This window comes from Acinetobacter towneri DSM 14962 = CIP 107472 (genome assembly GCF_000368785.1).
GTDB lineage: Bacteria > Pseudomonadota > Gammaproteobacteria > Pseudomonadales > Moraxellaceae > Acinetobacter > Acinetobacter towneri.
In genome coordinates this window covers 296486-318730 of sequence record NZ_KB849688.1, presented here as the reverse complement: position 1 = coordinate 318730, position 22245 = coordinate 296486, and the positions used below count along the sequence as shown (strand labels likewise).

At 40.5% G+C, this 22245-nt stretch carries 24 protein-coding genes; 12 read left to right on the top strand and 12 right to left on the bottom strand.

All coding sequences use genetic code 11. From position 1 onward, the window contains the following. Nucleotides 1–44 precede the first annotated feature (44 nt). Entirely contained in the window at nucleotides 45–860 is an 816-nt protein-coding gene (locus F947_RS03085) for a rhomboid family intramembrane serine protease (protein WP_004972022.1), read from the bottom strand. Between the two features lie 76 nt (nucleotides 861–936). On the opposite strand from F947_RS03085, the gene mtgA reads away from it, so the two are divergent. Together mtgA and ppk1 are read left to right on the top strand one after the other, a co-directional pair. After that, complete coding sequence (gene mtgA / locus F947_RS03080; protein ID WP_004972019.1) at nucleotides 937–1611, top strand: monofunctional biosynthetic peptidoglycan transglycosylase; 675 nt, start codon at nucleotides 937–939, stop codon at nucleotides 1609–1611. 133 nt (nucleotides 1612–1744) lie between these two features. Continuing rightward, a complete protein-coding gene (gene ppk1 / locus F947_RS03075; protein ID WP_004972016.1) occupies nucleotides 1745–3826 on the top strand; it encodes a polyphosphate kinase 1 in 2082 nt (693 codons plus the stop codon). 110 nt (nucleotides 3827–3936) lie between these two features. Here ppk1 and F947_RS03070 read toward each other — a convergent pair whose 3' ends face one another. The 5 genes from F947_RS03070 to rubA form a co-directional block, all read right to left on the bottom strand. Beyond that, nucleotides 3937–4572, bottom strand: a complete 636-nt coding sequence (locus tag F947_RS03070) for a LuxR C-terminal-related transcriptional regulator (protein WP_004972014.1) — start codon at nucleotides 4570–4572, stop codon at nucleotides 3937–3939. 353 nt (nucleotides 4573–4925) lie between these two features. After that, the gene (oxyR, locus tag F947_RS03065; RefSeq protein WP_004972012.1) at nucleotides 4926–5831 is read right to left on the bottom strand and encodes a LysR family transcriptional regulator OxyR; all 906 of its coding nucleotides are present in this window, start codon (nucleotides 5829–5831) and stop codon (nucleotides 4926–4928) included. Nucleotides 5832–5844: 13 nt separating this feature from the next. Beyond that, the gene (locus F947_RS03060) at nucleotides 5845–6783 is read right to left on the bottom strand and encodes an alpha/beta fold hydrolase (protein WP_004972010.1); all 939 of its coding nucleotides are present in this window, start codon (nucleotides 6781–6783) and stop codon (nucleotides 5845–5847) included. A 56-nt stretch (nucleotides 6784–6839) separates the two neighbouring features. After that, nucleotides 6840–8018, bottom strand: coding sequence for an FAD-dependent oxidoreductase (locus F947_RS03055; RefSeq protein ID WP_004972008.1), 1179 nt, complete (start codon nucleotides 8016–8018; stop codon nucleotides 6840–6842). 72 nt (nucleotides 8019–8090) lie between these two features. Further along, on the bottom strand, nucleotides 8091–8255 hold the full coding sequence (gene rubA, locus F947_RS03050) for a rubredoxin RubA (RefSeq protein ID WP_004972007.1): 165 nt from the start codon (nucleotides 8253–8255) through the stop codon (nucleotides 8091–8093). Nucleotides 8256–8739: 484 nt separating this feature from the next. Between rubA and F947_RS03045 the strand changes: the two genes are divergently transcribed. After that, the gene (locus F947_RS03045) at nucleotides 8740–9282 is read left to right on the top strand and encodes an adenine phosphoribosyltransferase (protein ID WP_004972003.1); all 543 of its coding nucleotides are present in this window, start codon (nucleotides 8740–8742) and stop codon (nucleotides 9280–9282) included. Nucleotides 9283–9392: 110 nt separating this feature from the next. Here the strand turns inward: F947_RS03045 and F947_RS03040 are convergent, their stop codons facing one another. Continuing rightward, complete coding sequence (locus F947_RS03040; protein WP_026438299.1) at nucleotides 9393–9899, bottom strand: YqiA/YcfP family alpha/beta fold hydrolase; 507 nt, start codon at nucleotides 9897–9899, stop codon at nucleotides 9393–9395. Between the two features lie 315 nt (nucleotides 9900–10214). On the opposite strand from F947_RS03040, the gene lysS reads away from it, so the two are divergent. Then, a complete protein-coding gene (gene lysS / locus F947_RS03035) occupies nucleotides 10215–11741 on the top strand; it encodes a lysine--tRNA ligase (protein ID WP_004971996.1) in 1527 nt (508 codons plus the stop codon). A gap of 73 nt (nucleotides 11742–11814) precedes the next feature. Here the strand turns inward: lysS and F947_RS03030 are convergent, their stop codons facing one another. From F947_RS03030 to F947_RS03020, 3 genes are all read right to left on the bottom strand, one after another. Continuing rightward, entirely contained in the window at nucleotides 11815–12096 is a 282-nt protein-coding gene (locus tag F947_RS03030) for a HigA family addiction module antitoxin (protein WP_004971994.1), read from the bottom strand. Next, nucleotides 12093–12401, bottom strand: coding sequence for a type II toxin-antitoxin system RelE/ParE family toxin (locus F947_RS03025; RefSeq protein ID WP_004971992.1), 309 nt, complete (start codon nucleotides 12399–12401; stop codon nucleotides 12093–12095). Before F947_RS03025 ends, F947_RS03030 begins: the two co-directional genes overlap by 4 nt. Nucleotides 12402–12527: 126 nt before the next feature. Next, nucleotides 12528–13058: a hypothetical protein gene (locus F947_RS03020; RefSeq protein ID WP_004971990.1), complete on the bottom strand. Its 531-nt coding sequence runs from the start codon at nucleotides 13056–13058 to the stop codon at nucleotides 12528–12530. Between the two features lie 354 nt (nucleotides 13059–13412). Here F947_RS03020 and cysD point away from each other — a divergent pair, with 354 nt between their 5' ends. Both cysD and cysN read left to right on the top strand, forming a co-directional pair. Then, nucleotides 13413–14321, top strand: a complete 909-nt coding sequence (cysD, locus tag F947_RS03015) for a sulfate adenylyltransferase subunit CysD (protein ID WP_026438300.1) — start codon at nucleotides 13413–13415, stop codon at nucleotides 14319–14321. Nucleotides 14322–14466: 145 nt separating this feature from the next. Next, the gene (gene cysN, locus F947_RS03010; RefSeq protein ID WP_004971986.1) at nucleotides 14467–16083 is read left to right on the top strand and encodes a sulfate adenylyltransferase subunit CysN; all 1617 of its coding nucleotides are present in this window, start codon (nucleotides 14467–14469) and stop codon (nucleotides 16081–16083) included. 101 nt (nucleotides 16084–16184) lie between these two features. Here cysN and F947_RS03005 read toward each other — a convergent pair whose 3' ends face one another. Further along, entirely contained in the window at nucleotides 16185–16652 is a 468-nt protein-coding gene (locus F947_RS03005) for a GNAT family N-acetyltransferase (RefSeq protein ID WP_004971985.1), read from the bottom strand. A 281-nt stretch (nucleotides 16653–16933) separates the two neighbouring features. On the opposite strand from F947_RS03005, the gene F947_RS03000 reads away from it, so the two are divergent. From F947_RS03000 to F947_RS02980, 5 genes are all read left to right on the top strand, one after another. Next, the gene (locus tag F947_RS03000; protein WP_004971983.1) at nucleotides 16934–17410 is read left to right on the top strand and encodes a hypothetical protein; all 477 of its coding nucleotides are present in this window, start codon (nucleotides 16934–16936) and stop codon (nucleotides 17408–17410) included. A 157-nt stretch (nucleotides 17411–17567) separates the two neighbouring features. Continuing rightward, nucleotides 17568–18146: a nicotinamide riboside transporter PnuC gene (pnuC, locus tag F947_RS02995; protein WP_004971981.1), complete on the top strand. Its 579-nt coding sequence runs from the start codon at nucleotides 17568–17570 to the stop codon at nucleotides 18144–18146. A gap of 12 nt (nucleotides 18147–18158) precedes the next feature. Further along, nucleotides 18159–18443 (top strand): hypothetical protein, encoded by a 285-nt coding sequence (locus F947_RS02990; protein ID WP_004971980.1) that lies wholly within the window; start codon nucleotides 18159–18161, stop codon nucleotides 18441–18443. Between the two features lie 165 nt (nucleotides 18444–18608). Then, nucleotides 18609–19106 (top strand): DUF2505 family protein, encoded by a 498-nt coding sequence (locus F947_RS02985; RefSeq protein ID WP_004971978.1) that lies wholly within the window; start codon nucleotides 18609–18611, stop codon nucleotides 19104–19106. Nucleotides 19107–19364: 258 nt separating this feature from the next. Continuing rightward, nucleotides 19365–19784 (top strand): DsrE family protein, encoded by a 420-nt coding sequence (locus F947_RS02980; RefSeq protein WP_004971976.1) that lies wholly within the window; start codon nucleotides 19365–19367, stop codon nucleotides 19782–19784. Nucleotides 19785–19844: 60 nt separating this feature from the next. Here the strand turns inward: F947_RS02980 and mobR are convergent, their stop codons facing one another. Beyond that, on the bottom strand, nucleotides 19845–21518 hold the full coding sequence (gene mobR, locus F947_RS02975; protein WP_004971974.1) for a phenol degradation transcriptional regulator MobR: 1674 nt from the start codon (nucleotides 21516–21518) through the stop codon (nucleotides 19845–19847). 417 nt (nucleotides 21519–21935) lie between these two features. On the opposite strand from mobR, the gene F947_RS02970 reads away from it, so the two are divergent. After that, on the top strand, nucleotides 21936–22229 hold the full coding sequence (locus F947_RS02970) for a phenol hydroxylase subunit (protein WP_004971972.1): 294 nt from the start codon (nucleotides 21936–21938) through the stop codon (nucleotides 22227–22229). Nucleotides 22230–22245 lie beyond the last annotated feature (16 nt).

The following is a 22245-nucleotide window of genomic DNA, read 5'->3' as shown; positions in this document are numbered from 1 at the left end:
CATCTCTAGTTGATGTTGTTTTACTTGCTGTAAAGGTTGATTGTTCAACCCAGACTGCGTTGCATCATGCTAAGCAGTTCTTGCCAAAGGGGTTGAATTGGAGCAAGCAGTTTATGGCAATACCAGTAAAATGCAGCACAACCCAATGGTGCAAGGAGCATCGCAAAACTGTTCACTAAGTTACTGTGTTTGCTGCGTTGTCCAAGGTACCAAATGAGTGTCATGGCTGCGCCCATGAGCATGCCGCCAATATGTGCAGCATTATTAATGCCACTGATCATAAAGCCCATACCTAAGTTCAGTGCCATCACCATCACCAAAGTCTTGCCATCCAACAGAAATTTTTGGCGAGGTAATTGGGGCAATAACGCCAATACCGTCAGTGCAGCTCCAAGTCCCATCACTGCACCCGATGCACCTGCACCCACGCTAGGTAACAGCTTTGGATTAGCGACACCTTGTTCGAGCAGGGTATAGCTGTCTTGAATGCTGACATAGCCACTAAGCAGGCTACCCATCAAACCTGCGCAAACATATAACACTATAAAATAGACACGCCCAAACAACTGTTCACTGACGCTGCCAAAAATATACAATGCCCACATATTTAACATTAAATGTACTAAACCGAAATGAAAAAACATGCTGCTGAACAGGCGAATGGGTTCCGCCAAAAAGGTTAAAGGTGCATAATCAGCACCCCAGCGTATTGCATCTTGCGGGCTAGGATTGCTAATGTTCATGCCGTTGAGCACTTGCCATGCAAACAAAGCCACGTTTATTGCAATCAGGGCTGCGGTAATCCACCACAGGTGAATTTCAACTTTATTGTTGCGCAGGTTTGGGGGATGTTGGGACATATATTTGAATATTGTGTCGTAGTGATCAATCTAAGCTTAACACGAAAAAATAACGCTTCAGGAGCCATGCACCAAGATGAAAGCTTTTTTTATACGAACTTTGTTAATTCTTGTCAGTGTGGTGCTTTTGGTTCAATTATGGATTTTTAGCAGCTTGGTGTGGTGGCGTACGCAGCCTGTGCAATCGACCATGATGATGCGTTTGGATTATTGGGCTGAACCGAGTAAGCCTATACAACATCAATGGCGCGACTATGACCAACTCAGTGATAATTTAAAGCGAGCTGTGGTGACTGCCGAAGATGGCAAATTTATGCAACATCATGGCTTTGACTGGGAAGGTATTCAAACTGCGCTGGAACGGAACAAAGATGAAGGCAAGGTTGTTGCAGGTGGTTCCACAATTTCTCAGCAGCTCGCCAAGAATTTGTTTTTATACAATAAGCGATCTTTTTTGCGTAAAGGGCAAGAAGTTGTGGCGACATGGATGATGGAACGCATGTGGTCAAAGCAGCGTATTTTAGAGGTCTATCTCAACTCGGTAGAATTTGGCGATAATATTTATGGTGCCGAAGCTGCGGCACAGCATTATTTTGGCAAAAGTGCAAAAAGTTTAAGCCGTGATCAAGCAATTTTCTTGGCTGCGATTTTAACCAATCCAAAATATTTTCAGGAACATCGTAATGCGGGGGCATTAAAAGCCCGTAAACAGATGGTGCAGCGCTATATGCGTTATGCGGAAATTCCCTAAATTGAGCGAAAACAAACTATAAAATGTGAAAATATCCACAAAGCCTAATTTTTTAGGCTTTTTTTATGAAAATGTCACAAAATTGAAGCATACTTGTAGCAGTGCCAAACATTTTAAAAAAGCATAGGTGGGTATGAATACGGCAACAGGCGCGACTCCTGCGCAAACAGAATATACATATAATGATCGCTACATTAACCGCGAACTGTCTATTTTAGATTTCCATTTGCGCGTGCTTGAGCAAGCTGTCGATCCGTTGCATCCTTTGTTGGAACGCATGAACTTCCTGCTGATTTTTTCACGTAACTTGGATGAGTTTTTTGAAATTCGTGTTGCGGGCATGATGGAACAATTGGACTTGGGCAATGAAAGCCGAAGCCCAGATGGTTTAACACCTAAACAAGTGTTAGATCAAATTTCTAAAACAGCACATGCTGCTATTGAACGCCAGTACCGTATTTTAAATCAGGAAATTTTGCCAAAATTACGTGAAGAAGACATTTGTTTCTTACGTCGTGGTGAATTAACCCCTACACAATCGGCATGGGTGAAAAAATATTTCCAAGAGCAAGTTGCCCCTGTATTAACCCCAATTAGCCTAGACCCTGCACATCCATTCCCACGTTTGGTCAATAAAAGCCTGAACTTTATTGTGACTTTGGAAGGGAAAGATGCTTTTGGTCGTCAAATTGATTTGGCGGTTGTTCCTGCTCCTCGTTCATTACCACGTGTAGTGCGTTTACCCGATGAACTTACAGGCGGTAAAGAGCACCACGTCATGCTTTCAGCAATTATTCATGAGCATGTGTCTGACTTATTCCCAGGCATGACTGCGACAGGATGCTATCAATTCCGCGTGACCCGTAATGCAGATTTGGCCTTAAATGAAGATGTTGAAGACTTGGCTAAAGCCCTAAAAGGCGAATTAAACTCACGCCGTTTTGGTCGTGCGGTACGTTTAGAAGTAACGCAAAACTGCCCGAAAGCCATTTATGATTATTTGTTAGATGAGTTTGATCTTGAAAAAGAGCAACTTTATAAAGTAGATGGCCCAGTGAACTTGGCGCGTTTATTGTCTAATTTTAAACGTCCACATTTACGTTATGATTCACATACACCCGCCATTCCAAAGGTGTTAAAAAAGTCTGAAAATATTTTTTCAGCGATGCAAAAGCAAGACATTTTATTACACCATCCGTTTGAATCTTTTGCACCCGTGATTAACTTGCTGCGTGAAGCTGCACGTGATCCACAAGTCTTGGCAATCAAACAAACTTTATATCGTAGTGGCGCAGATTCTGAAATTGTACAAGTGCTTGCAGAGGCTGCACGAAACGGTAAAGAAGTGACTGCGGTGATTGAACTGCGTGCACGTTTTGATGAAGAATCTAACATTGCTGTGGCTAACGTGTTGCAAGAAGCGGGCGCTGTGGTTGTGTACGGTATTGTGGGGTATAAAACCCACGCCAAAATGATTTTGGTGGTGCGCCGTGAAAATAATAAATTGGTGCGTTATGTACATTTAGGCACAGGTAACTACCACGCAGGCAATGCGCGTATTTATACCGACTATGGTTTACTGACCACAGACAAAGAGCTGTGTGAAGATGTGCATCGTATTTTCCAAGAGCTAACAGGCATGGGTAAAATGGCAAAACTGAAAAAGTTGTTGCATGCACCATTTACCCTGCACGCACAGTTGGTGAATTATATTGATGAAGAAATTGCCAATGCTAAAGCAGGTAAGCCCGCACAAATTATTGTGAAAGTGAATGCACTGACTGAAATGCAATTGATCAATAAATTGTACGAGGCGTCTCAGGCGGGTGTGCAAATTGATCTCATCATCCGTTCAATTTGCTGCTTGCGCCCAGGTTTGCCGGGCTTATCGGAAAATATCCGTGTGCGTTCGATTGTCGGACGTTTCCTTGAACATACCCGTGTCTATTATTTCTCTAATAATGGCAATCCACGTATTTATTGTTCAAGTGCTGACTGGATGGATCGTAACTTATTTAACCGCGTTGAAGCGTGTTTCCCAATTGAAGATCCAGCTTTGAAAAAGCGTATTTATGAGCAAGGTTTATTGACCTACATGCAAGACAATCAACAGGCGTGGCTGTTGCAGGGTGATGGAACTTGGGTGCGTGTAAAAGCAGCTGAGGGTGAAGAACCACACAATGCGCAGCGTATCCTGACCGATAGTATTGTTTAGTTTCAAACATTTATAACAGGTAAAAAGAGCGATGCCAGACATCGCTCTTTTTTTGTTTCTAATATTTATTTAAGACTTATATTTTTGATTGATATTTATTGATCAATAATTTAAGAAAAACAGCACATCGCATCATCCGCATTCATAATTTTGCGATAAATACTTTTCACATAACCATGCACCAGTTGTTCTGAAGCATTCAGGTTGGCAGCAACTTGTTGTGAAGGTAAACCTTGTCCTGAAAGCGCCAATATTTCATGTTCAGTTTTAGAGAGTGCCAAAGAATGACCATGTGCGACAATGGATTGTTCGCAGGCTAAGATTTCATTGGCTAAGTTGCCGTCTAGCGGTGAGCCGCCACGTAAAATGGTGCGAATCTGGTTTTGCATGCCTGTTGCAGATTGGTCGCTAAAGACATAGGCTGAAATGCCTAAATGAATAGCTTGTAGCAATTGTTTTGGCATACTTGAAGGCAGCACCGCCACAATTAAGGTATCTTTACGGAAAAGTTTGAGATTTTGGATAAAATCAATTTGAGCTTTTGACCAAGACTGTAAATTGATAAATACCAAATTAGGCAAATGTTGCTGCACCATCAGCACTGCATTTGCGAGCGATGGGCTGCAAAGTAGAACCTCTTTAGGGTAGCCAAAATTTTGTAAAATGTGGCTTAAATTTTGTGATGCTTCTACCTGATCATCAATCAGCAGAACAGGCACAGGTAAAATGAGATCTCTGTGAATCATGACAAATACTCCTGTGCTGTTCTATAAATAATTTTGATAAATAGATTGTGCGTGATATTGCTGTAACTGAATATCCTTAAATATAGTGATTTTTATATAAAAAGGGTAAATATAAGTAATTGTTGCTGAATATGTTTTTTTGAAATGTGTTGAAAATGTGAGTAATGTAACTCGATCCTGTTCTTTCGTTCAGTGGTAAGAGTGAATTGTTGAATTTGTGATGAATCTCACATTTTAAAAACTTGTTCATATTTATAAGGCACTTAAATCATCCTGAACTGCAAAAACAATACACATTTTTGAACGAAAAATAAAAAAGGAGCCAGATTGGCTCCTTGATTACAACAGCATTTTTATACTGTAGTTTGAGTGATCTTTTGTAAAATTTGTAGCAAAACGTCAAATTCACTTTGTAATGGCGTGCTTTTACGCGTCACTAAAGCCAAAGTACGGCTTGGTGCAGCCTCAATACTTTTGATCTGTAAATCTGGATTCGATTTGATCATGGCATTATGAATTGCAATTTCAGGCAATAGGGTAAAGCCTAAATTTGCAGACACCATTTCAACCAAGGTCGGCAAAGAGCTGGCTTTTAAACGATGATCGTTTTTGCGTTCACCAATCGGGCAAGCACTTAAAGTGTGATCACGTAAGCAATGACCTTCTTCAAGCAGCATTAAACGCGATAAATCCAAATCATCTAAAGAATTGGCCTGCGCCGATTTTTGATCGCCCTTGTGATAAACCAAGAACAAATCTTCTTTAGAAATTTCAGCCACTTTCAAACCACGCGTATCGAATGGCAGGGCTAACACCACCATATCTAAATTGCCGTGTTCCAGTTTTTCGACAATTTTTTCACTTTGCGCTTCGTGTAAATGCAATTGAATTTTAGGTAGCTGCTTATGCACTTCATCTAACAGTTGCGCCAAAATAAATGGGGCAATGGTTGGAATCACGCCTAAGTGTAAATCACCTGTGAGAGGCTCACTCATTTCACGGCTTAAACGCATTAAGTCCTGTGCATCTGCTAACAGAACACGGGCGCGTGCTACGACTTGTTCACCCAATGGGGTTAAACGTACATTCTGTCGATCACGTTCTACCAGTACGCCGCCAAGCAGGCGCTCCAGTTCCATGATCCCGCCAGACAAAGTCGACTGAGTTACAAAAGAACGGCGAGCCGCTTCTGTAAAATGTAACGTTTCAGACAGTGTAACGAGGTATGACAGCTGTCTTAAAGATGGTAATGCAGCCATAGTGTCCTAATGATTATGATCTAAAGTGGTGAGCAAACAGTTCGCTAAGATGAGGAATAAAGTGTGGAGGAATATCATGCCCCATTCCTTTGATTAATTCAAACTTAGCGCCCGGAATCGCTTTCGCAACAGCCTTACCATGCCCTGGTGGGAGCAAACGATCTTGCGAACCATGTACCACAAGGGTAGGTTGCTGAATTTGTTTGTCCAGTTGTAGCAACGAGCCTGTACATAATATTGCTAAAAACTGTTGAAGTACACCCGCAGGGTAATAACTTCGCTGATATAATTTGCGTGCAGTTTGCATCGCTTCGAGTTGATTCACATAGCCTGGTGAGCCTATCACCTTAAAGAGTTTTAAACTATGATCAACAATGCCATTTTCATCTTGCGATTTTGGTCTTTCTAGCAAACTGAACAGTTGTTTCGGAAATGGTGGTGGTAAAAAAGGCTGGTTATTACTGGTAAATAATAAGCCTAAATTATTCACGCGATCTGCATATTTGGCAGCCAAAATTTGGGCAATCATGCCGCCCATAGAAGCACCAATCACTTCGGTCTTTTCAATGCCTAAGCGCTCTAATAGCAATGCAGCATCATCCGCCATATCAAATAAGTTATAAGGCGCACCGTGGTTTTGCAGACCTAAGCTAAAACGCCCCATCATTTTATAGGTGTTCAGACGTGGACCTTTGTGGCGAATTTTGGATGACAAACCAATATCGCGGTTGTCATAGCGAATGACACGATAGCCCTGATCAATCAGTGATTTACAAAAGAAATCGGGCCAGTACAACATTTGTGCGCCTAAACCCATAATCAGCAAAATAGGTGGATCTTCAGTTTTGCCGCCCACTTCGACATGCAGCTGAATTCCGTTGCCTAAATCGACTTTGGTTTCGTGCATAAATGCCGTATAGGGCGATGTGGTGAACTGAAGTGCACTATTCATGTTGTGATCCTCATGTCAGGCAAGGGCGAAATCAATCGCCCTTTATTGTTTTTATTTTATTCCGATACAGGCAATAAGTCTGGCACTAATTTGGTCAAACTCAAGCGTTGTTTGGCCGCTGTTGCGCCTAATAGGACAAAGCCACGTAAGGTATCGGTTTGGTCATAGGCTCTGGCAATCATGCCATCGTCAAATTCTTCGGTATGCCAGTTGACATCTACCCCTAGTGGCGCAGGTAAAACGGTCAGTGGTGCAGCAGGTGTTTTCACTGCAACAGGCATGGCAGGGTAGTGTACCTGAGTAGTTTCACCATTTAAGGTTTTGGCTAAGGCACGTGCTTGCTGCATGATTGGCATCACATACGGCAATAAAATACCATTCACTTCCGCACAGTCACCTACTGCATAGATATCAGCTTGGCTGGTTTCAAGTTGCGCATTGGTTAAGACCCCACGACTGGTTTCGATGCCTGCTGTTTTAGCCAAAGCAATGTTTGGTTGTAAACCAATGGCAGACAGTACCACATCGGCAATTAAAGACTGACCACTGGTAATGGTCACTAAATAGTCGTCATTTTTAATTTTCGAAACTTTTTCAACGGTTGTACCCAATACAAAATGGATACCCGTTTCTTCTAGGTTTTGTTTAAAAGCACTGGCTACATAATCCGGCAATAAACGACCTAGTGGTTGTGGTGCAAGGTCAATCACCGTGACTTGGTGTCCTGTTTGCTGCAAGTCATTGGCAAATTCACAACCAATTAAACCTGCACCTAAAATCACCACACGTTTGTCTTGACGTTGTTCAAGCTGTTGGCGAAATGCGGTGTAATCACTTAAATTATTTACCACATGAATGTCATCACTGCCATCGCCCGCAATGGCTAAACGTACAGGATTCGCACCCACTGCCAAAACCAATTTAGAATAAGATTGTTGGCTGCTTACACCCTCTTTTTCTAATTCAAGTACATGCGCTTCTGCATCAATTGCTTTAACCCAAGTGTGGGTTTCAATACGCATATTGAGTTGGCTTGCCATTTTAGCTGCATCGCCCAATGCAATTTGAGCAGGGGCTTTATTGCCCGCCAATGCGTTAGATAAAGTTGGTTTGGCATAATTGGCAGCATCATCTGCACAAATCATGACTAACTCTTGTTCTGCATTTAGCTTACGAAACTCGCGTGCAACAGTATAACCTGCCATGCCTGAACCAATAATAACGATAGGATGCATAAGGTGTACTCCAAATGAGGGCATAGAAATTGGCGTTAAAAAAAGACCATCGGACATGGTCTTTTCGTGGTCTTAAACTTCAATCATTTCAAAATCAGCTTTTGAAACGCCGCAGTCTGGGCAAGTCCAGTCATCAGGAATATCTTCCCATAATGTACCTGCCACAATACCATCTTGAGGCCAGCCTTCTGCTTCGTCATAAATCCATCCACAAACGATGCATTGATACTTTTTCATTCAATTCTCCATAAACCGATCTTTAAATTTCCAGATCAGCAAAAAACTTATCTACGACTAGTTGTATGATATATCTATTTGATTAAATTTTTACGCAGTTATACGGCTAAAGTAAAGTAAATAAGCGATTTTAATCTGTGCTTTTATAGAATGAATAGCTGCATGGGACATAACCGCGCAGAAAAGACCTCTTTTGATATAGATACGGCATTGTAATGAGAGAATGGCTGCAGGAAAAATCACGTTTTTATGCGTTTAAAAGCCATTTAAGACCTTGGTCGTACAGTAAAAGTCTTATATTTTTGCTATTTTATTATGGAATAAATATATATTAATATTTTTAAGTATATTAAAGTTTATATAAATCAAAACCTTGTAGTGTTTTGATGCGTGATTGATGGCAGTCTTGCCGATTCGATCACTAGCCTTATGTGAAAATAAACGGTAAAATTCAACCATTCTTTAGTCACATTTCTGATCTTCCATGAGCAATTTGTCTACTTTTTTGTGGTCGCATATTCGTACAGTTCCTCATTTTCCAAAACCAGGCGTAGATTTTTATGATTTAACGCCTTTGTTTATGAATAATTTGGATTCATTAACAGATGCTTTAATTGCCAGCATTCCTGCAGAAAAATTAGCTGAAGTTGAAAGCTTTATTGCAGTAGAAGCACGTGGTTTTGTATTGGCGAGCCTTTTGGCACAGCGTACAGGCAAAGGTTTGGTACTTGTGCGTAAAGCAGGTAAATTGCCACCACCAGTTGTGGGTGTGGGTTATAGCTTAGAATACGGTTTAGACCGTTTAGAAATGGCTGCCGATGTGCAAGCGCAAAAAGTCATTATTGTAGATGATGTATTGGCGACAGGTGGCACTTTAAAAGCAGTGAAACAATTGGCTGAAAAATGTAATCATCAAGTTTTAGGTGCAAGCATTTTCCTAGACTTACCAGATTTACACAAAAATTTAGGTTTAGATATTTGGTCCGTATTGGACAATAAATCTAAACCAGAACAAGCAGTGGCTTAATCCTTTTAAGTTATTGTAACTGCTGTAAAAAAGCCTGATCTCCATAGTTGTGATCAGGCTTTTTTAATGGGTGATGTTTAATTGATTATTTTTAATGGATAGCTTTGACTTTATTTGGCAAGATAAGCTTGTTCGATTTGCTGAATACAAGAATTAATATTTTCTGGATGCAATAAGCGATGATGCCCAGACTCAAAAGTAGAGGTCTGCATATAGTTTTCTAAAAATGCTTGCGCGGCATGCATATCCAAAATTTCATCGCCCAATTCTAAATAAGCCAATTGTGGAATATCGTGCTGCAAGTCATCATCTGAAATTGCAGGATAGTCATTGCGAAACGTGGGAGCTAAACTTGGATTTGCCACCACACACGGAATATGGTGCGACAAAGACATTTTGAGTGCCCAATAGCCGCCTAGACTATGTCCCACCAAAATTTCAGGCTTAATTTTTTGAATGATATTGTGATAAAAATCGGCAACAGTTTGATAATTTAAGTTGCGATAATCGACATTGATACAAAATTTTTGTTTTGCATCTATGGCATGGAATTTAGTCGACTCCCGCGAGGAATCTAATCCATGTAAAAACAAGACTTTTAAAGCACATGTATTCATTGCCAGATTCACAAAGTTAAACATCTTGAGTCAAACTGAGCCTAAAGATAAAGTGGATAGAAAATAAAATATTTAGACTGATACATCAGCAGGTTTAAAAACAGCAAAATACGGTCTTTTTCATCTATTTTCTGAACAATATTGTAGTGCGCTTAGCCTGAGAAAGAAGTTAGCTTTTGGTCTAAGTCTACAAAAAATCACAAAAGCAAGTGGCAATTTAAAAAATAAATTGCTCGAGTCAGAGAAGGCATACGAAATCGTGTCTAAATCTGCTATTCTATTGAACTTCTTTTTTAGTAATTATTCGAGGCAGAGATGACGCAACATAACGCTCAATCGACTTCTGAACCCACTATTTCCGAAAACGATTTAATTGCGCAGCGTCATGCCAAGTTAAAGCAAATTCAAGAACAAGCGCAGGCGAAGGGAACTAGCCCTTGGCCAAATACGTTTAAGCGTGAAAACTACGCAGAAGATTTGCAGGCACAATTCGCAGAAGTTTCTAAAGAAGAAATTGAAGCAGGCGAAAAAGTGTATGTGTCTGTAGCAGGTCGTGTGATGTTGAACCGCGGTTCATTCATCGTAATTCAAGACATGACAGGTCGTATTCAGTTGTATGTGGCGCGTAAAGAACTTAGTGCTGAAACATTAGAGACGATCAAGAGCCTAGATTTGGGCGATATTATCGCAGCGAAAGGCTATATTGGTCGTTCAGGCAAAGGCGATTTATATGTTCATATTCAACATTTTGAATTGTTGACCAAATCTTTACGTCCATTACCAGACAAATATCATGGTTTAAGCGATACCGAAGCGAAATATCGTAAGCGTTATTTAGACTTAATCGTAAATGAAGACACCCGTAAAACCTTTGAAATTCGTGCCAAAGTGGTTTCGGGTATTCGTGCATTTTTAACTGAACAGCGTTTTATGGAAGTTGAAACGCCAATGATGCATGTGATTCCTGGCGGTGCATCGGCACGTCCATTTGAAACGCATCATAATGCTTTAGATATGCCGTTATTCTTGCGTATTGCGCCTGAATTATATTTAAAGCGTTTAGTGGTTGGCGGTTTTGAACGTGTGTTTGAAATTAACCGTAACTTCCGTAATGAAGGGGTGTCTACACGTCATAACCCTGAATTTACCATGATCGAATTCTACCAAGCTTATGCCGACTATAAAGATTTGATGGCATTGACTGAGCAAATGCTAGAAAAACTGGCTTTGGATATTTTGGGTACTACCGATGTGCCGTATGGCGATGAAGTGTATAGCTTCAAAGGCCCATTCAAGAAAATTTCTATGTTTGATGCCATTCTTGAGCATAATCCACAATTCACGCCAGAAAATGTTAATGACCGTGATTTCTTGGCTAAATTTGTGCAGGAAGAATTGAAAGAACAGGTGAAGCCTGGTTTTGGTTTGGGCAAACTACAAACCATCGTGTTTGAAGAAACCGTAGAAACTCAATTACGTCAGCCGACTTTCATTACAGAATATCCTGCAGAAACGTCGCCTTTGGCACGTCGTAATGACGATAACCCACACATTACTGACCGTTTTGAGTTCTTTATTGGTGGTCGTGAATTGGCGAATGGTTTCTCAGAATTAAATGACCCGATTGACCAAGCTGAGCGTTTCCAAGCACAGGTTGCAGAAAAAGACGCAGGCGATGATGAAGCGATGCATTACGATGCAGACTTTGTTGAAGCTTTGGAATACGGCTTACCACCAACTGCAGGTGAGGGCATCGGGATTGACCGTTTGGTAATGTTGTTTGCCAACGCTGCGAGTATCCGTGATGTGATTTTATTCCCACACATGCGTCATAAAAACTAAGTTTTAGCGCATCGTTGACGACATAAAAAACAACCTGCAGAAATACAGGTTGTTTTTTTGTTGTAACTTAAAGTTAAACACTTGCCACCAATTTTTTGATCATAGGTCGCTGGCGTTGACTGGCAAGCCATAAATCATGCTGCATTTGTAAATTCAACCAAAACTCTGGTGAGGTTTCTAAGGCTTCACTCAAACGAATCGCCATATCTGCAGAAATTCCAGTATGACCATTCAAAATGCGAGATAGGTTTGCACGTGTCACTCCAAGTGCTTGAGCCACTTCAGTCACAGAAGTTTCACCAATATATTCGCGCAACATTTCGCCCGGATGAGGTGCATTAAACATCATATTCATCTTTGTACTCCTGCGCTAGAAGCTATGTGATAATCCAAATAATCTACAATGTAGACATCACCATCTTCAAATTTAAAAATTACACGCCAATTACCATTTACTGTTAGTGACCATTGATCTTGTAGATTTCCACTCAATTTATGTAAACGCCAATTGGGTGGAGTTCGCAAATCATTCACCGTAGATGCAGCATGTAGTGCTGCAAGTATTAAATGTAATTTTGTAGAATGCGCTGCTTGAATACCTGCTGTTGAACCAGTTTGGAAAAAAGCCTGAAGACCTTTATGTTTAAAACTCTTAATCAAGCCTTAGTATCCAAGTGTATTGTGTATATGTACAGTATACGATAATTTCGAGTTTAATCAATCAACCAGTTTTGGCGGGGTTTAAGTGCATCTTGCGTAATCCGCAGAAACTTAAAGTGATGATGCTTATAACAACGCCGTTTGAATCCGTACTTTCATCTCTAAAGCTTGCTGCAAAATATGCGCTTTCATCCAAGTTACTTGTGTACCCATGGGGTTGGTTTTAATAGCAGTGTTTAAGAAATCCAGTTTTTCTTGCGAAAATAATTGCGTTTCAATCGCTTGATGCAGTTCTGCCGTGGTTGCATTTAAAGGCACATCTACCAAATAAAAACCTTTAGGATAATTATAAAATGCATACATTAAGTTAAAGGCTTTTTGTTCGGCCTTTAAATTGCCCACACCAATTTCATAGCTGCGGTCTTGATTGCTATGCGTCACGCCTATTAAAAAGGAGAGTTGTTGATCACGGCAACGCAAACCAAATTGCAGCCCAATCTGATCTGCACTGAGTTCATGTTGCACAAAAACATTCAGCATTGAAGCATCATCGTTTAAAGGCTCTTGTAGGACGAGTAGCTCAGGGCTGTGCTGATATAAAAAACCAGCCAGCTGCGCCTGTTCAAGTTTGGATTTGATCTGTTCAATCTGTGGCATGGGAGCATCTTAAAAATAAAAAAATATGTTTTTACTTTAAGCATTTTTTGTTCATGCTTGAAGCACTGAATTAGATGAATAATCTATGAAGTTATTCAAAAATGAGCAGCTTGTAAGCGCGATTTGTATGTATCAAACGTAGCGAGAATGACGTTAAATTTCAATATATGATGGAATAAACTATTGATTAAATAAAACTTATACTGCTTATTGGTTTTCTTTTATATGAGCTTTTTGCATATAAATATAATAAAACAAGCAATAGTCTGCATAACTAAGTCACTATAATGAAAATCAAATTCTATCTGTGTTATTCGTACACAAGTTTAAGTACATCTGGTGTGATCAATGTCAATAAATCAGGAAAGACTTACTCATCTTAAACAGCTTGAAGCTGAGAGTATTCATATTATCCGTGAAGTTGCAGCCGAGTTTGAAAATCCAGTCATGTTGTATTCGATTGGTAAAGATTCAGCGGTAATGTTGCATTTGGCTTTAAAAGCATTCTATCCAGCGAAACTGCCATTTCCACTGTTACATGTGGATACAGGCTGGAAATTCAAAGACATGATCACTTTCCGTGACAACATGGCAAAACAGCACGGTTTTGACTTGATTGTTCATCAAAATAAAGAAGGGGTAGATGCCAACATTAACCCATTCGATCATGGCAGTTCTAAATATACCGACATCATGAAAACCCAAGGCTTAAAACAAGCTTTAGATAAATACGGTTTTGATGCGGCATTTGGTGGCGCGCGTCGTGATGAGGAAAAATCACGTGCCAAAGAACGTGTTTATTCTTTCCGTGATGCAAAACATCGTTGGGACCCGAAAAATCAGCGTCCTGAATTGTGGAATTTGTATAATGGCAAGGTCAATAAAGGCGAAAGTATTCGTGTGTTCCCATTGTCTAACTGGACTGAATTGGATATTTGGCAATACATTTACCTCGAAAGTATTCCATTAGTACCGTTGTATTTGGCTGCAGAACGTCCTGTCGTTGAGCGTAGCGGCACTTTAATTATGGTCGATGACGAACGCATGCCGTTGCTAGAAGGTGAAGTTCCACAAATGAAATCGGTACGCTTCCGTACTTTAGGTTGTTATCCACTTACGGGTGCAGTCGAATCAGAAGCGAATACCTTGCCTGAAATTATTCAGGAAATGCTATTGGCAACCAGTTCAGAGCGTCAGGGTCGTATGATTGACCACGATGAAGCTGGCTCGATGGAAAAGAAAAAGCAAGAAGGTTACTTCTAATCTCTCCTGAAAAATCTCCCCAAACCCCTCTTTATAAAAGAGGGACTTATAAAAAGCGGAGCAAAGCCTCCCTTTATAAAAGGGAGATTTAGAGGGATTAAAGATTAAAAAACCGATTTCTAAAAAATATGTGGAGCTTTGAGCAATGTCTCATCAATCGAATTTAATTAGCCAAGATATTTTGGCGTATTTAAAACAGCACGAAAACAAAGATCTACTGCGATTTTTAACTTGCGGTAACGTAGACGATGGTAAATCGACATTAATTGGTCGTTTGTTGTATGACTCAAAATTGATTTATGAAGATCAATTACAAGCCGTGACTCGTGACTCGAAAAAAGTCGGCACTACGGGCGATGCACCTGATTTAGCTTTATTGGTCGATGGTTTGCAAGCCGAGCGTGAGCAGGGCATTACCATTGATGTGGCTTATCGTTATTTTTCTACTGAAAAGCGTAAGTTCATCATTGCCGATACACCTGGGCATGAGCAATATACACGTAACATGGCAACAGGTGCATCGACTTGTGACTTGGCGATTATTTTGATTGATGCGCGTTATGGCGTACAAACTCAGACCCGTCGTCATACTTTTATTTCTAGTTTATTGGGCATTAACAATATTGTGGTTGCCATCAATAAAATGGATTTGGTGGATTATTCAGAAGCACGATTTAACGAAATTCAGACGGAATATGCGAACTTTGTGAATCAACTGGGTGATCGTAAACCATCGAATATTATTTTCACGCCAATTTCTGCCTTAAATGGCGATAACGTGGTGAACAAGTCTGAGCATACCCCTTGGTACACAGGCGATACTTTAATGGGAACATTGGAGTCGGTAGAAATTAACCGTAACTCGGCTCAAAATGATTTCCGTTTCCCTGTGCAGTATGTCAACCGTCCAAACCTTGACTTCCGTGGTTTCTGCGGCACGATTGCTTTGGGCGATATTCATGTGGGTGACCGCATTGTGGCATTGCCATCGGGTAAAAGCTCGACAGTAAAAGAGATTGTGACTTTTGATGGCAATCTTGAACATGCAATTGCAGGTCAAGCAGTTACCCTAACACTGAACGATGAAATTGATATTTCACGTGGTAATGTGTTGGTGCGTGAAGATCAAGTGCGTCCTGAAATTTCACGTGCTGTAAATGCCACTGTGGTGTGGATGGCTGATCAGCCACTATCTATTGGCAAGCTGTATAACTTAAAAGTGGGTACACAAACTGTGCCTGCAAAAGTCACAGCCATTCATTACCGTACCAATGTGAATACTTTGGAACAGGTGCAGGTTGAACAGCTTGAACTGAATGCAATTGCCAATGTCACCATCGAATTTGATGCGCCTGTGGTATTTGACCGTTATCAAGACAGTCGTTATACGGGTTCGTTTATTTTCATTGATCGTTTAAATAACGTGACCATTGGCGCAGGTATGGTTGAAGCTTGCGTAGAATGGACTGCACACAGTACACCTGTAACAACCGAAGACCGTGCTGCACGTTTGGGTCAAAAACCTGCAGCGGTATGTGTACCAAGCCAAGCACTTGAACAGGCACAAACACTTGAAAGCTTGCTGATTCAGCAGGGTATTGTTGCCATTGCCAAAGCAGGTTTAGATGCTGCGCAGGTTGCATTACTCCGCGAAACGGGCATTGTGGTCATTAGTGATGTAAACAGTGGTGCAGATGCAGAGTTGACTGCGACAGCTACAGAAGAACTGGCAGAAAAAATTATTGCCCTAGTTCGCTTATAAAATTAGATTCGTTTATAAAATCGAATCCACATCCCCAAAAAACCGCTTTCACCTGAAAGCGGTTTTTTTATGTGCGTTCACTATATTGGAAAGTTTGTTTTTTAAGTGTGCTCTAAGGGTTCGCCATTGAGATGTTTGAGCATGGGTGTGAAGTGCCCATAGCTAATTTTTTGAGGTTGTATTTCAAAGCCATTTTTTTCATAAAAACTTAAAGCAGTCTGTGTGCTAAATACACTCATGTGCGATACATTTTTGCGCTTTAAATCGCTTATTGCTTCAAATAACAAGGCTTGACCAATACCGCGTTGTTGTACTTCGGGGGCAATGGCATGTTGTAAAATTTGCCCGCGATCACTCATCATAATAAAGCCAACCACCACATGCTGTAAGACATAGACCCAACAATTGTTGTAATGCAGCAGCATTAAAATATTTTCATAGCTTTTATTTTCTAGCCATGACTGAATTTTGGCTTCATTGCGTTGATGATCTTGAATACAAGAGCGAATACTGGCGTGTAATACCGCAACCAAATTGGCGACATCTTGAATTTGTGCAGCTCTAATCATCTAGGCTTAGGGTGATAGATAAAAACAAGGCTCTATTGGAAGCGAAAAGTGTTTAAAGAAATAGCAGAAAATTGTTGTGTTTTACTGCGTTATACTGCAGCACAAGTCCTATTTTTAAGGCAATCGGTATCATTGTGTAATTGAGCATTGCACTTTTTAGCGATGCATGGATGGAATCATCTGTTAAAGCATAAGCGTTGAAGCGTGCAGCAGCGAATAGACGCTAAGCCCTGAAATGGTTATACTTTATTGAAACGCCTGAAATAAGAGCGAAGACCAAGATGGCAAAACTATTGTTATGGATTTTGTTGTTGATTGCCGTATATGCAGTCTGGAAAGTCTGGTTCAAAATAAAAATTAATCGTACTTTTCAGCAAAGCTGTCAAGATATTGCCAATATTGTCCAAGACCCGATTACCCACAAAGCACCGCGCCCTGTAGAAGAGGTGGTGGAAGAAGTTGCCGAATACGAACAGCAATTATTTGATGATATCGCAGAAATATTTTTAAGCTTAAAAGTATCTAGTCGTGACCCTGAAGATGCCGAAACTATTCAACAAGAAGTGCTGAATAAAATGCCTGCCAAAGCACATACGCAAATTCGTCAGTTAGACTTGGGGGAGTGGTCAATTTACTGGAGTTTTTACGAGCAATCCCTTGAATATTTTGTCGGCAAATACGGAGTTTTTATTACCCATGTAGACCGCTTTGGGCGAGAGCATAAATACAATAATTCAGAGCAGTTTCAAACAGATTGATTTTCATGCCTGATTTTCTGTTTATGATTTTACAGAGGTTTCTTGAAAATTAATTGCAGCATCTTCTTGTCAGTTAAGTGTTTGGTTAAATGTTGAGTTTTGCGCTATTTTCCCGAAAAGAGGTATCATGCCTTTTTCTTTTACATAGGCAGCATCAATGTCAGTTTTAGAAATCATTGCTGTGTTGATTAGTGTTTTAGGCGTGACCTTAACCATTAAGCGACATATAGCTTGCTGGGTGGTGAATTTTATTGCCTGTTTGCTGTATGCCTATTTGTTCTTTGAATATCAATTGTATGGCGAAACGGTATTACAAACCCTATTTATGGGCATGGCTGTTTATGGTTTTTTCCAGTGGAAAACTGCACAGCAGCAAAAACAACATATCATCATTCAAAGCTTGCCACTCTCTAAAATGTGGCTGCAAATTGCACTGAGTAGCATACTGGGTTTACTGTTTGGGCTAAGTTTAAAGTGGTGGACGCAGGCTTCACTGCCTTTATTGGATGCACAACTGGCAGCTATGAGTCTATTGGCAACCTATTGGACCAGTCGTAAATACTTGGCTACATGGGTGTTATGGATTGTGGTCGATCTGGTGTATATCGGCATGTTTATTTACAAAGAGTTGCTGTTAACGGCTGTGTTATATGCAGGTTTTGTGGTTCTTGCTTATTTGGGCTGGCGTGAATGGCATAAAATCCGACAACAACATGCGGCACATTCTGCGGTGTGATGGCGTGTAGCGATGAGCAATTTAATTGATTTTAAACAGGCGCAGCTTAAACAATTTGATTTATTGGCATTGGATATTTTAGCGTATCCTGAGCGTTATTTACAGTTTGATTCGATTGCAGATTTTTACCAAGCCCAGTGGTTAGATGATTTCCCCAAAGGGACGACATGGTGTTCCACAGGACTAGATGATGGCGCAGAACATTTTTATGCCAAAATTGAATTTTATGGGCATTATTTAACTATTTATAGCCATGAAACCTATGCCGCTGAATTTGGCATCATTTACACAGAATAGACAAAATAGAGTCAATGACAGCAGGCGGAAAAAACATTTTAATAGCCTGAAAATAAAGTTGTATTTAGGATATAAAACAGCTTATACCCGTTGAGCATCAGCCAAATTATATTGCACGATGATGCTAGACCTACTCCATCAATAAACAAAATAAAAGGAACTCAAATGGCTCATCAATTTACTGTAAACGCCACCATTCATGGCGTTTCAATTGACGAATTTAAGCGTTTAGTGGCAGATGTTGCTTTGCATGAAGCAGTCTGCAAGCGTATTCCTGGTGAAAATTTGGAAATTTTAGAATCTAAAAAGAACGGTGATATTTACACTTTACGCCGTGCTTATAATTTAGATGTGAATATTCCAGATATGGCTAAAAAATTATTAAAAGATGCATTTCGTTTAAAACGCAATGATGTGACCCATTTAACGGCGCTTACTTCTACCGTGGAGCTTGGTGCAAACTTGCCTTTAGAAGCTAAAGGCGAGCGTAGTGTGACAGGCAACCATGAAAAAATTGATATTCAATTAAACTGGACAATTAAGGTTAAAGTGCCATTGATTGGCGGCATGTTGGAAAAACATGCAGAAGGGGAAATCCGTCGTTTCAGTGAGTTGGAAATTGGTATTGTAGAAGATGAACTCAAGAAAAATTTAGCGGCTTAACCCTTCATTTCTACTAGAAAAGATTGCTCTTAAATACATGCTTGGCGCTGCCGTTTTCGGTGGCGCTTTGTTTTTTGGACGTATTGAATTGTGATTGTTGATGCTGGGGTCATTTTACAGTGATCAATTTTTAATTTTTGAAAAAGTTTAGTGCTTGGCTTTATTGCATACAGACTATCGTTTTAATTTATTATTTAAATATAGTATATTTATTATGCTAATATTTTGACCAGATTTAAATTGAGTGTGAGTTCTGCCATGAAATTGATTCAGTTGTTATGTTTATCGGTTTTGCTGACCTTTGCCAGTCTATCTCCAGCAATGGCAGAGAGCAAAAAAGATCCACTTTTTGTCTTGCTTACCAGCAGTGATGCGCACCGCACCAAAATGGCAATTGGCATGAGCAATAACCAATTTGGCAAAGGTCATCCACTGACGATTTATTTGGTCGATCAAGGCGTAATGTTGGCATCTAACCGCTTTGAACATAAATATGCAGAGCATCAGAACATGCTGAAAAGTATTATCGCCAAAGGTGGTGATGTGTATATCTGCAAAATGTGTATGGAGCAGTACGGTGTTGTTGAAGGTGACTTAATGAAAGGTCTGAAATATGCCAATCCAGATGCTATGGGTGAAGCAATTTTCCGTCCAGGCACTCAGACACTGAGCTGGTAATTCGGCTGCTTGAAATGCAAAAGCCTTGTTGAAAAACAGGGCTTTTTTATTGCGGAATTTCTAGCGCATGGCGTATTTTTTTAAACGATAATCCAGTGCAGCGCGGGAAATTCCCAATAAGCGTGCCGCTTCAGATACATTGTGTTTGGCTTTTTGCATCGCGGTGATAATCAGTTGTTGCTCATGCTGTTCTAAATCAAAACCTTCGGTTAAAAGCGTGTCTAAATCTACGCTGTCTTGCTCATCTACAGTATGGTCGCTGTGCATTTGCGGAAACAGGGCATTCAGTTTAATCAGTTGTTGATCTTCCGTCAGTAGTACCGCACGTTCGAGCAGGTTTTCCAGTTCACGAATATTGCCAGGCCACGCATAGCTTTGCATAAAGTTAGTGGCTTTTTCACTGACGCCTTGAATTTGTTTGTCATACATTTTTTCAAAGCGTTTTAAGAAATGTGCAACCAATAATGGTAAATCTTCACGGCGTTCACGCAGCGGAGGAATCTGCACAGGAAAAATGTTTAAACGGTAATATAAATCGGCACGGAAACGACCTGCTTTAACCGCTTGTTCTAAATCTTCATTGGTTGCAGCAATCACGCGAACATCAATATGACGGGTTTGCGAATCTCCAACGCGTTCCACTTCACCTTCTTGTAGCACACGCAGCAAAGCCGCTTGAGCGCGTGGCGAAAGTTCAATCACTTCATCTAAAAAAATAGTACCGCCATGGGCGCGTTCAAATTTACCTAAGCGTGATTGATGTGCACCTGTAAATGCACCTTTTTCAACACCAAACAGTTCAGATTCAATCAGTTCAGGCGGAATTGCCGCACAGTTGACCGCAACAAAAGCATGTTCTTTACGCTGACTCAGTTCATGCACACCACGGGCAAAGGCTTCTTTCCCGACCCCTGTTTCACCTTGCAGCAAAATGGAAACTTTGGCACCTGCGGCTTTTTTGAGTAAGTCACACACCCGCTGATAAGCCGCCGATTGTCCGACTGAGCTGAACATGCTGTAGTCATTTTTACTGGTGGCATAAATCGACTTTTTCAGTTCATACAATTCGGCTTGCAGTGCAATGAGTTCCTGTTCCATCGGTTCAGGCGACATGAACTGAATCAGCTCATCGGCATTTTCCCATTCACTGAGTTGTTTACCAATAATACGGCAATGCTCACGCCCGCAGGCTTTACATTCCACTTCCTGATAAATAATGGTCATGCCTGTGGCAAAACTGCTGTAACCGCAAGCATAGCCCAGCAGCATCCAGCAGGAAGGTTCGTGACTCAGTCCAAATTGCTCAACATGCACATCGGCTTCAAAAGAGTTATGCCAGTTTAAGTCTGCATAAAACTGTTTTTTCTTTTGATTTAAAATCAATTGATTGGCAGAAACTTGCACCATGCCACGAATACCGTGCATTTGCGGCCCTGCCATAAAAGCCTGTTCTTCATTTAAACCTGGGCGCATTTTAGTAGTGACTTCTGCATCTTTCAGACCTGCCTGATAGCCCAAACGAATAAAAAAGCGTTTGGTGCGTTCCATTCCAATCATATTGGCAAGGTCTTTACGCAAATAGCCCATGATGCTGGTATGCATCAGCAACATGCGATATTCATCAAACCAGATTTGTCCACGCTCAGTGTCAAAATGTAGTTTGGAAAGCAGGTCGTGAATTTCCTGAGGATGACCTGCATATTTGCCGCTGCTGTCGTATTTTACTCGTACCATGCGCCGTGTTTAATCCATTAAATTCGAGGCTGTTTAGCCATCTTATGCAAATTCGTGAAAATTCAATAATACCTAAACAGCATCATGCCAAACCTTAAAAGTATTTAGTTGTATCTATATGTTTTTGTTGTTTTTATTCCGTCTTTATCTTAAGCGAATTGCATAAAGCCCAAGGGTAAATTTTTGTATCTGTACGGGCTGTATTTCATCAAATCATGAAATCTTAAATTTTTTAAACATCAAAATTCATCAAATCATGAAATCCAAATTCTTATAAAAACACTCAGATTTTTTAAGTTGCTGTTTTTCAATGTTTTTATAAAGTTGGCACGCTTGTTGTAATAGTAAAAGTAAGCAACAGATGCATGAAGCAACTGAAGCAAGTTCTGAATGAATCAGATCTTGTAGGAGAACAATATGAAGGATGCAACAGGCGCATTGCCCTTAACCAAATATATTCGGGTAACGGGCGATATTAATGCCGCATTTGTCGAGTTCGACTTTGCCATTCACGATCCCACTTTATATGTGGAGTTGGTGTTACCGCAGCAAGCATTCCGCGAGTTCTGCGCAACCAATCAAGTGGTGGAAATGAGCGAACAACAGCAAGCCGTGAATGATGCTGAAGAAGACAAATGGCGTTACGGCATTGAACACGACACTTTAGTCGGTGCACAGCGATACAACATTGATCATGAAGATCAACACTGAATGCTTAAGGAGATAA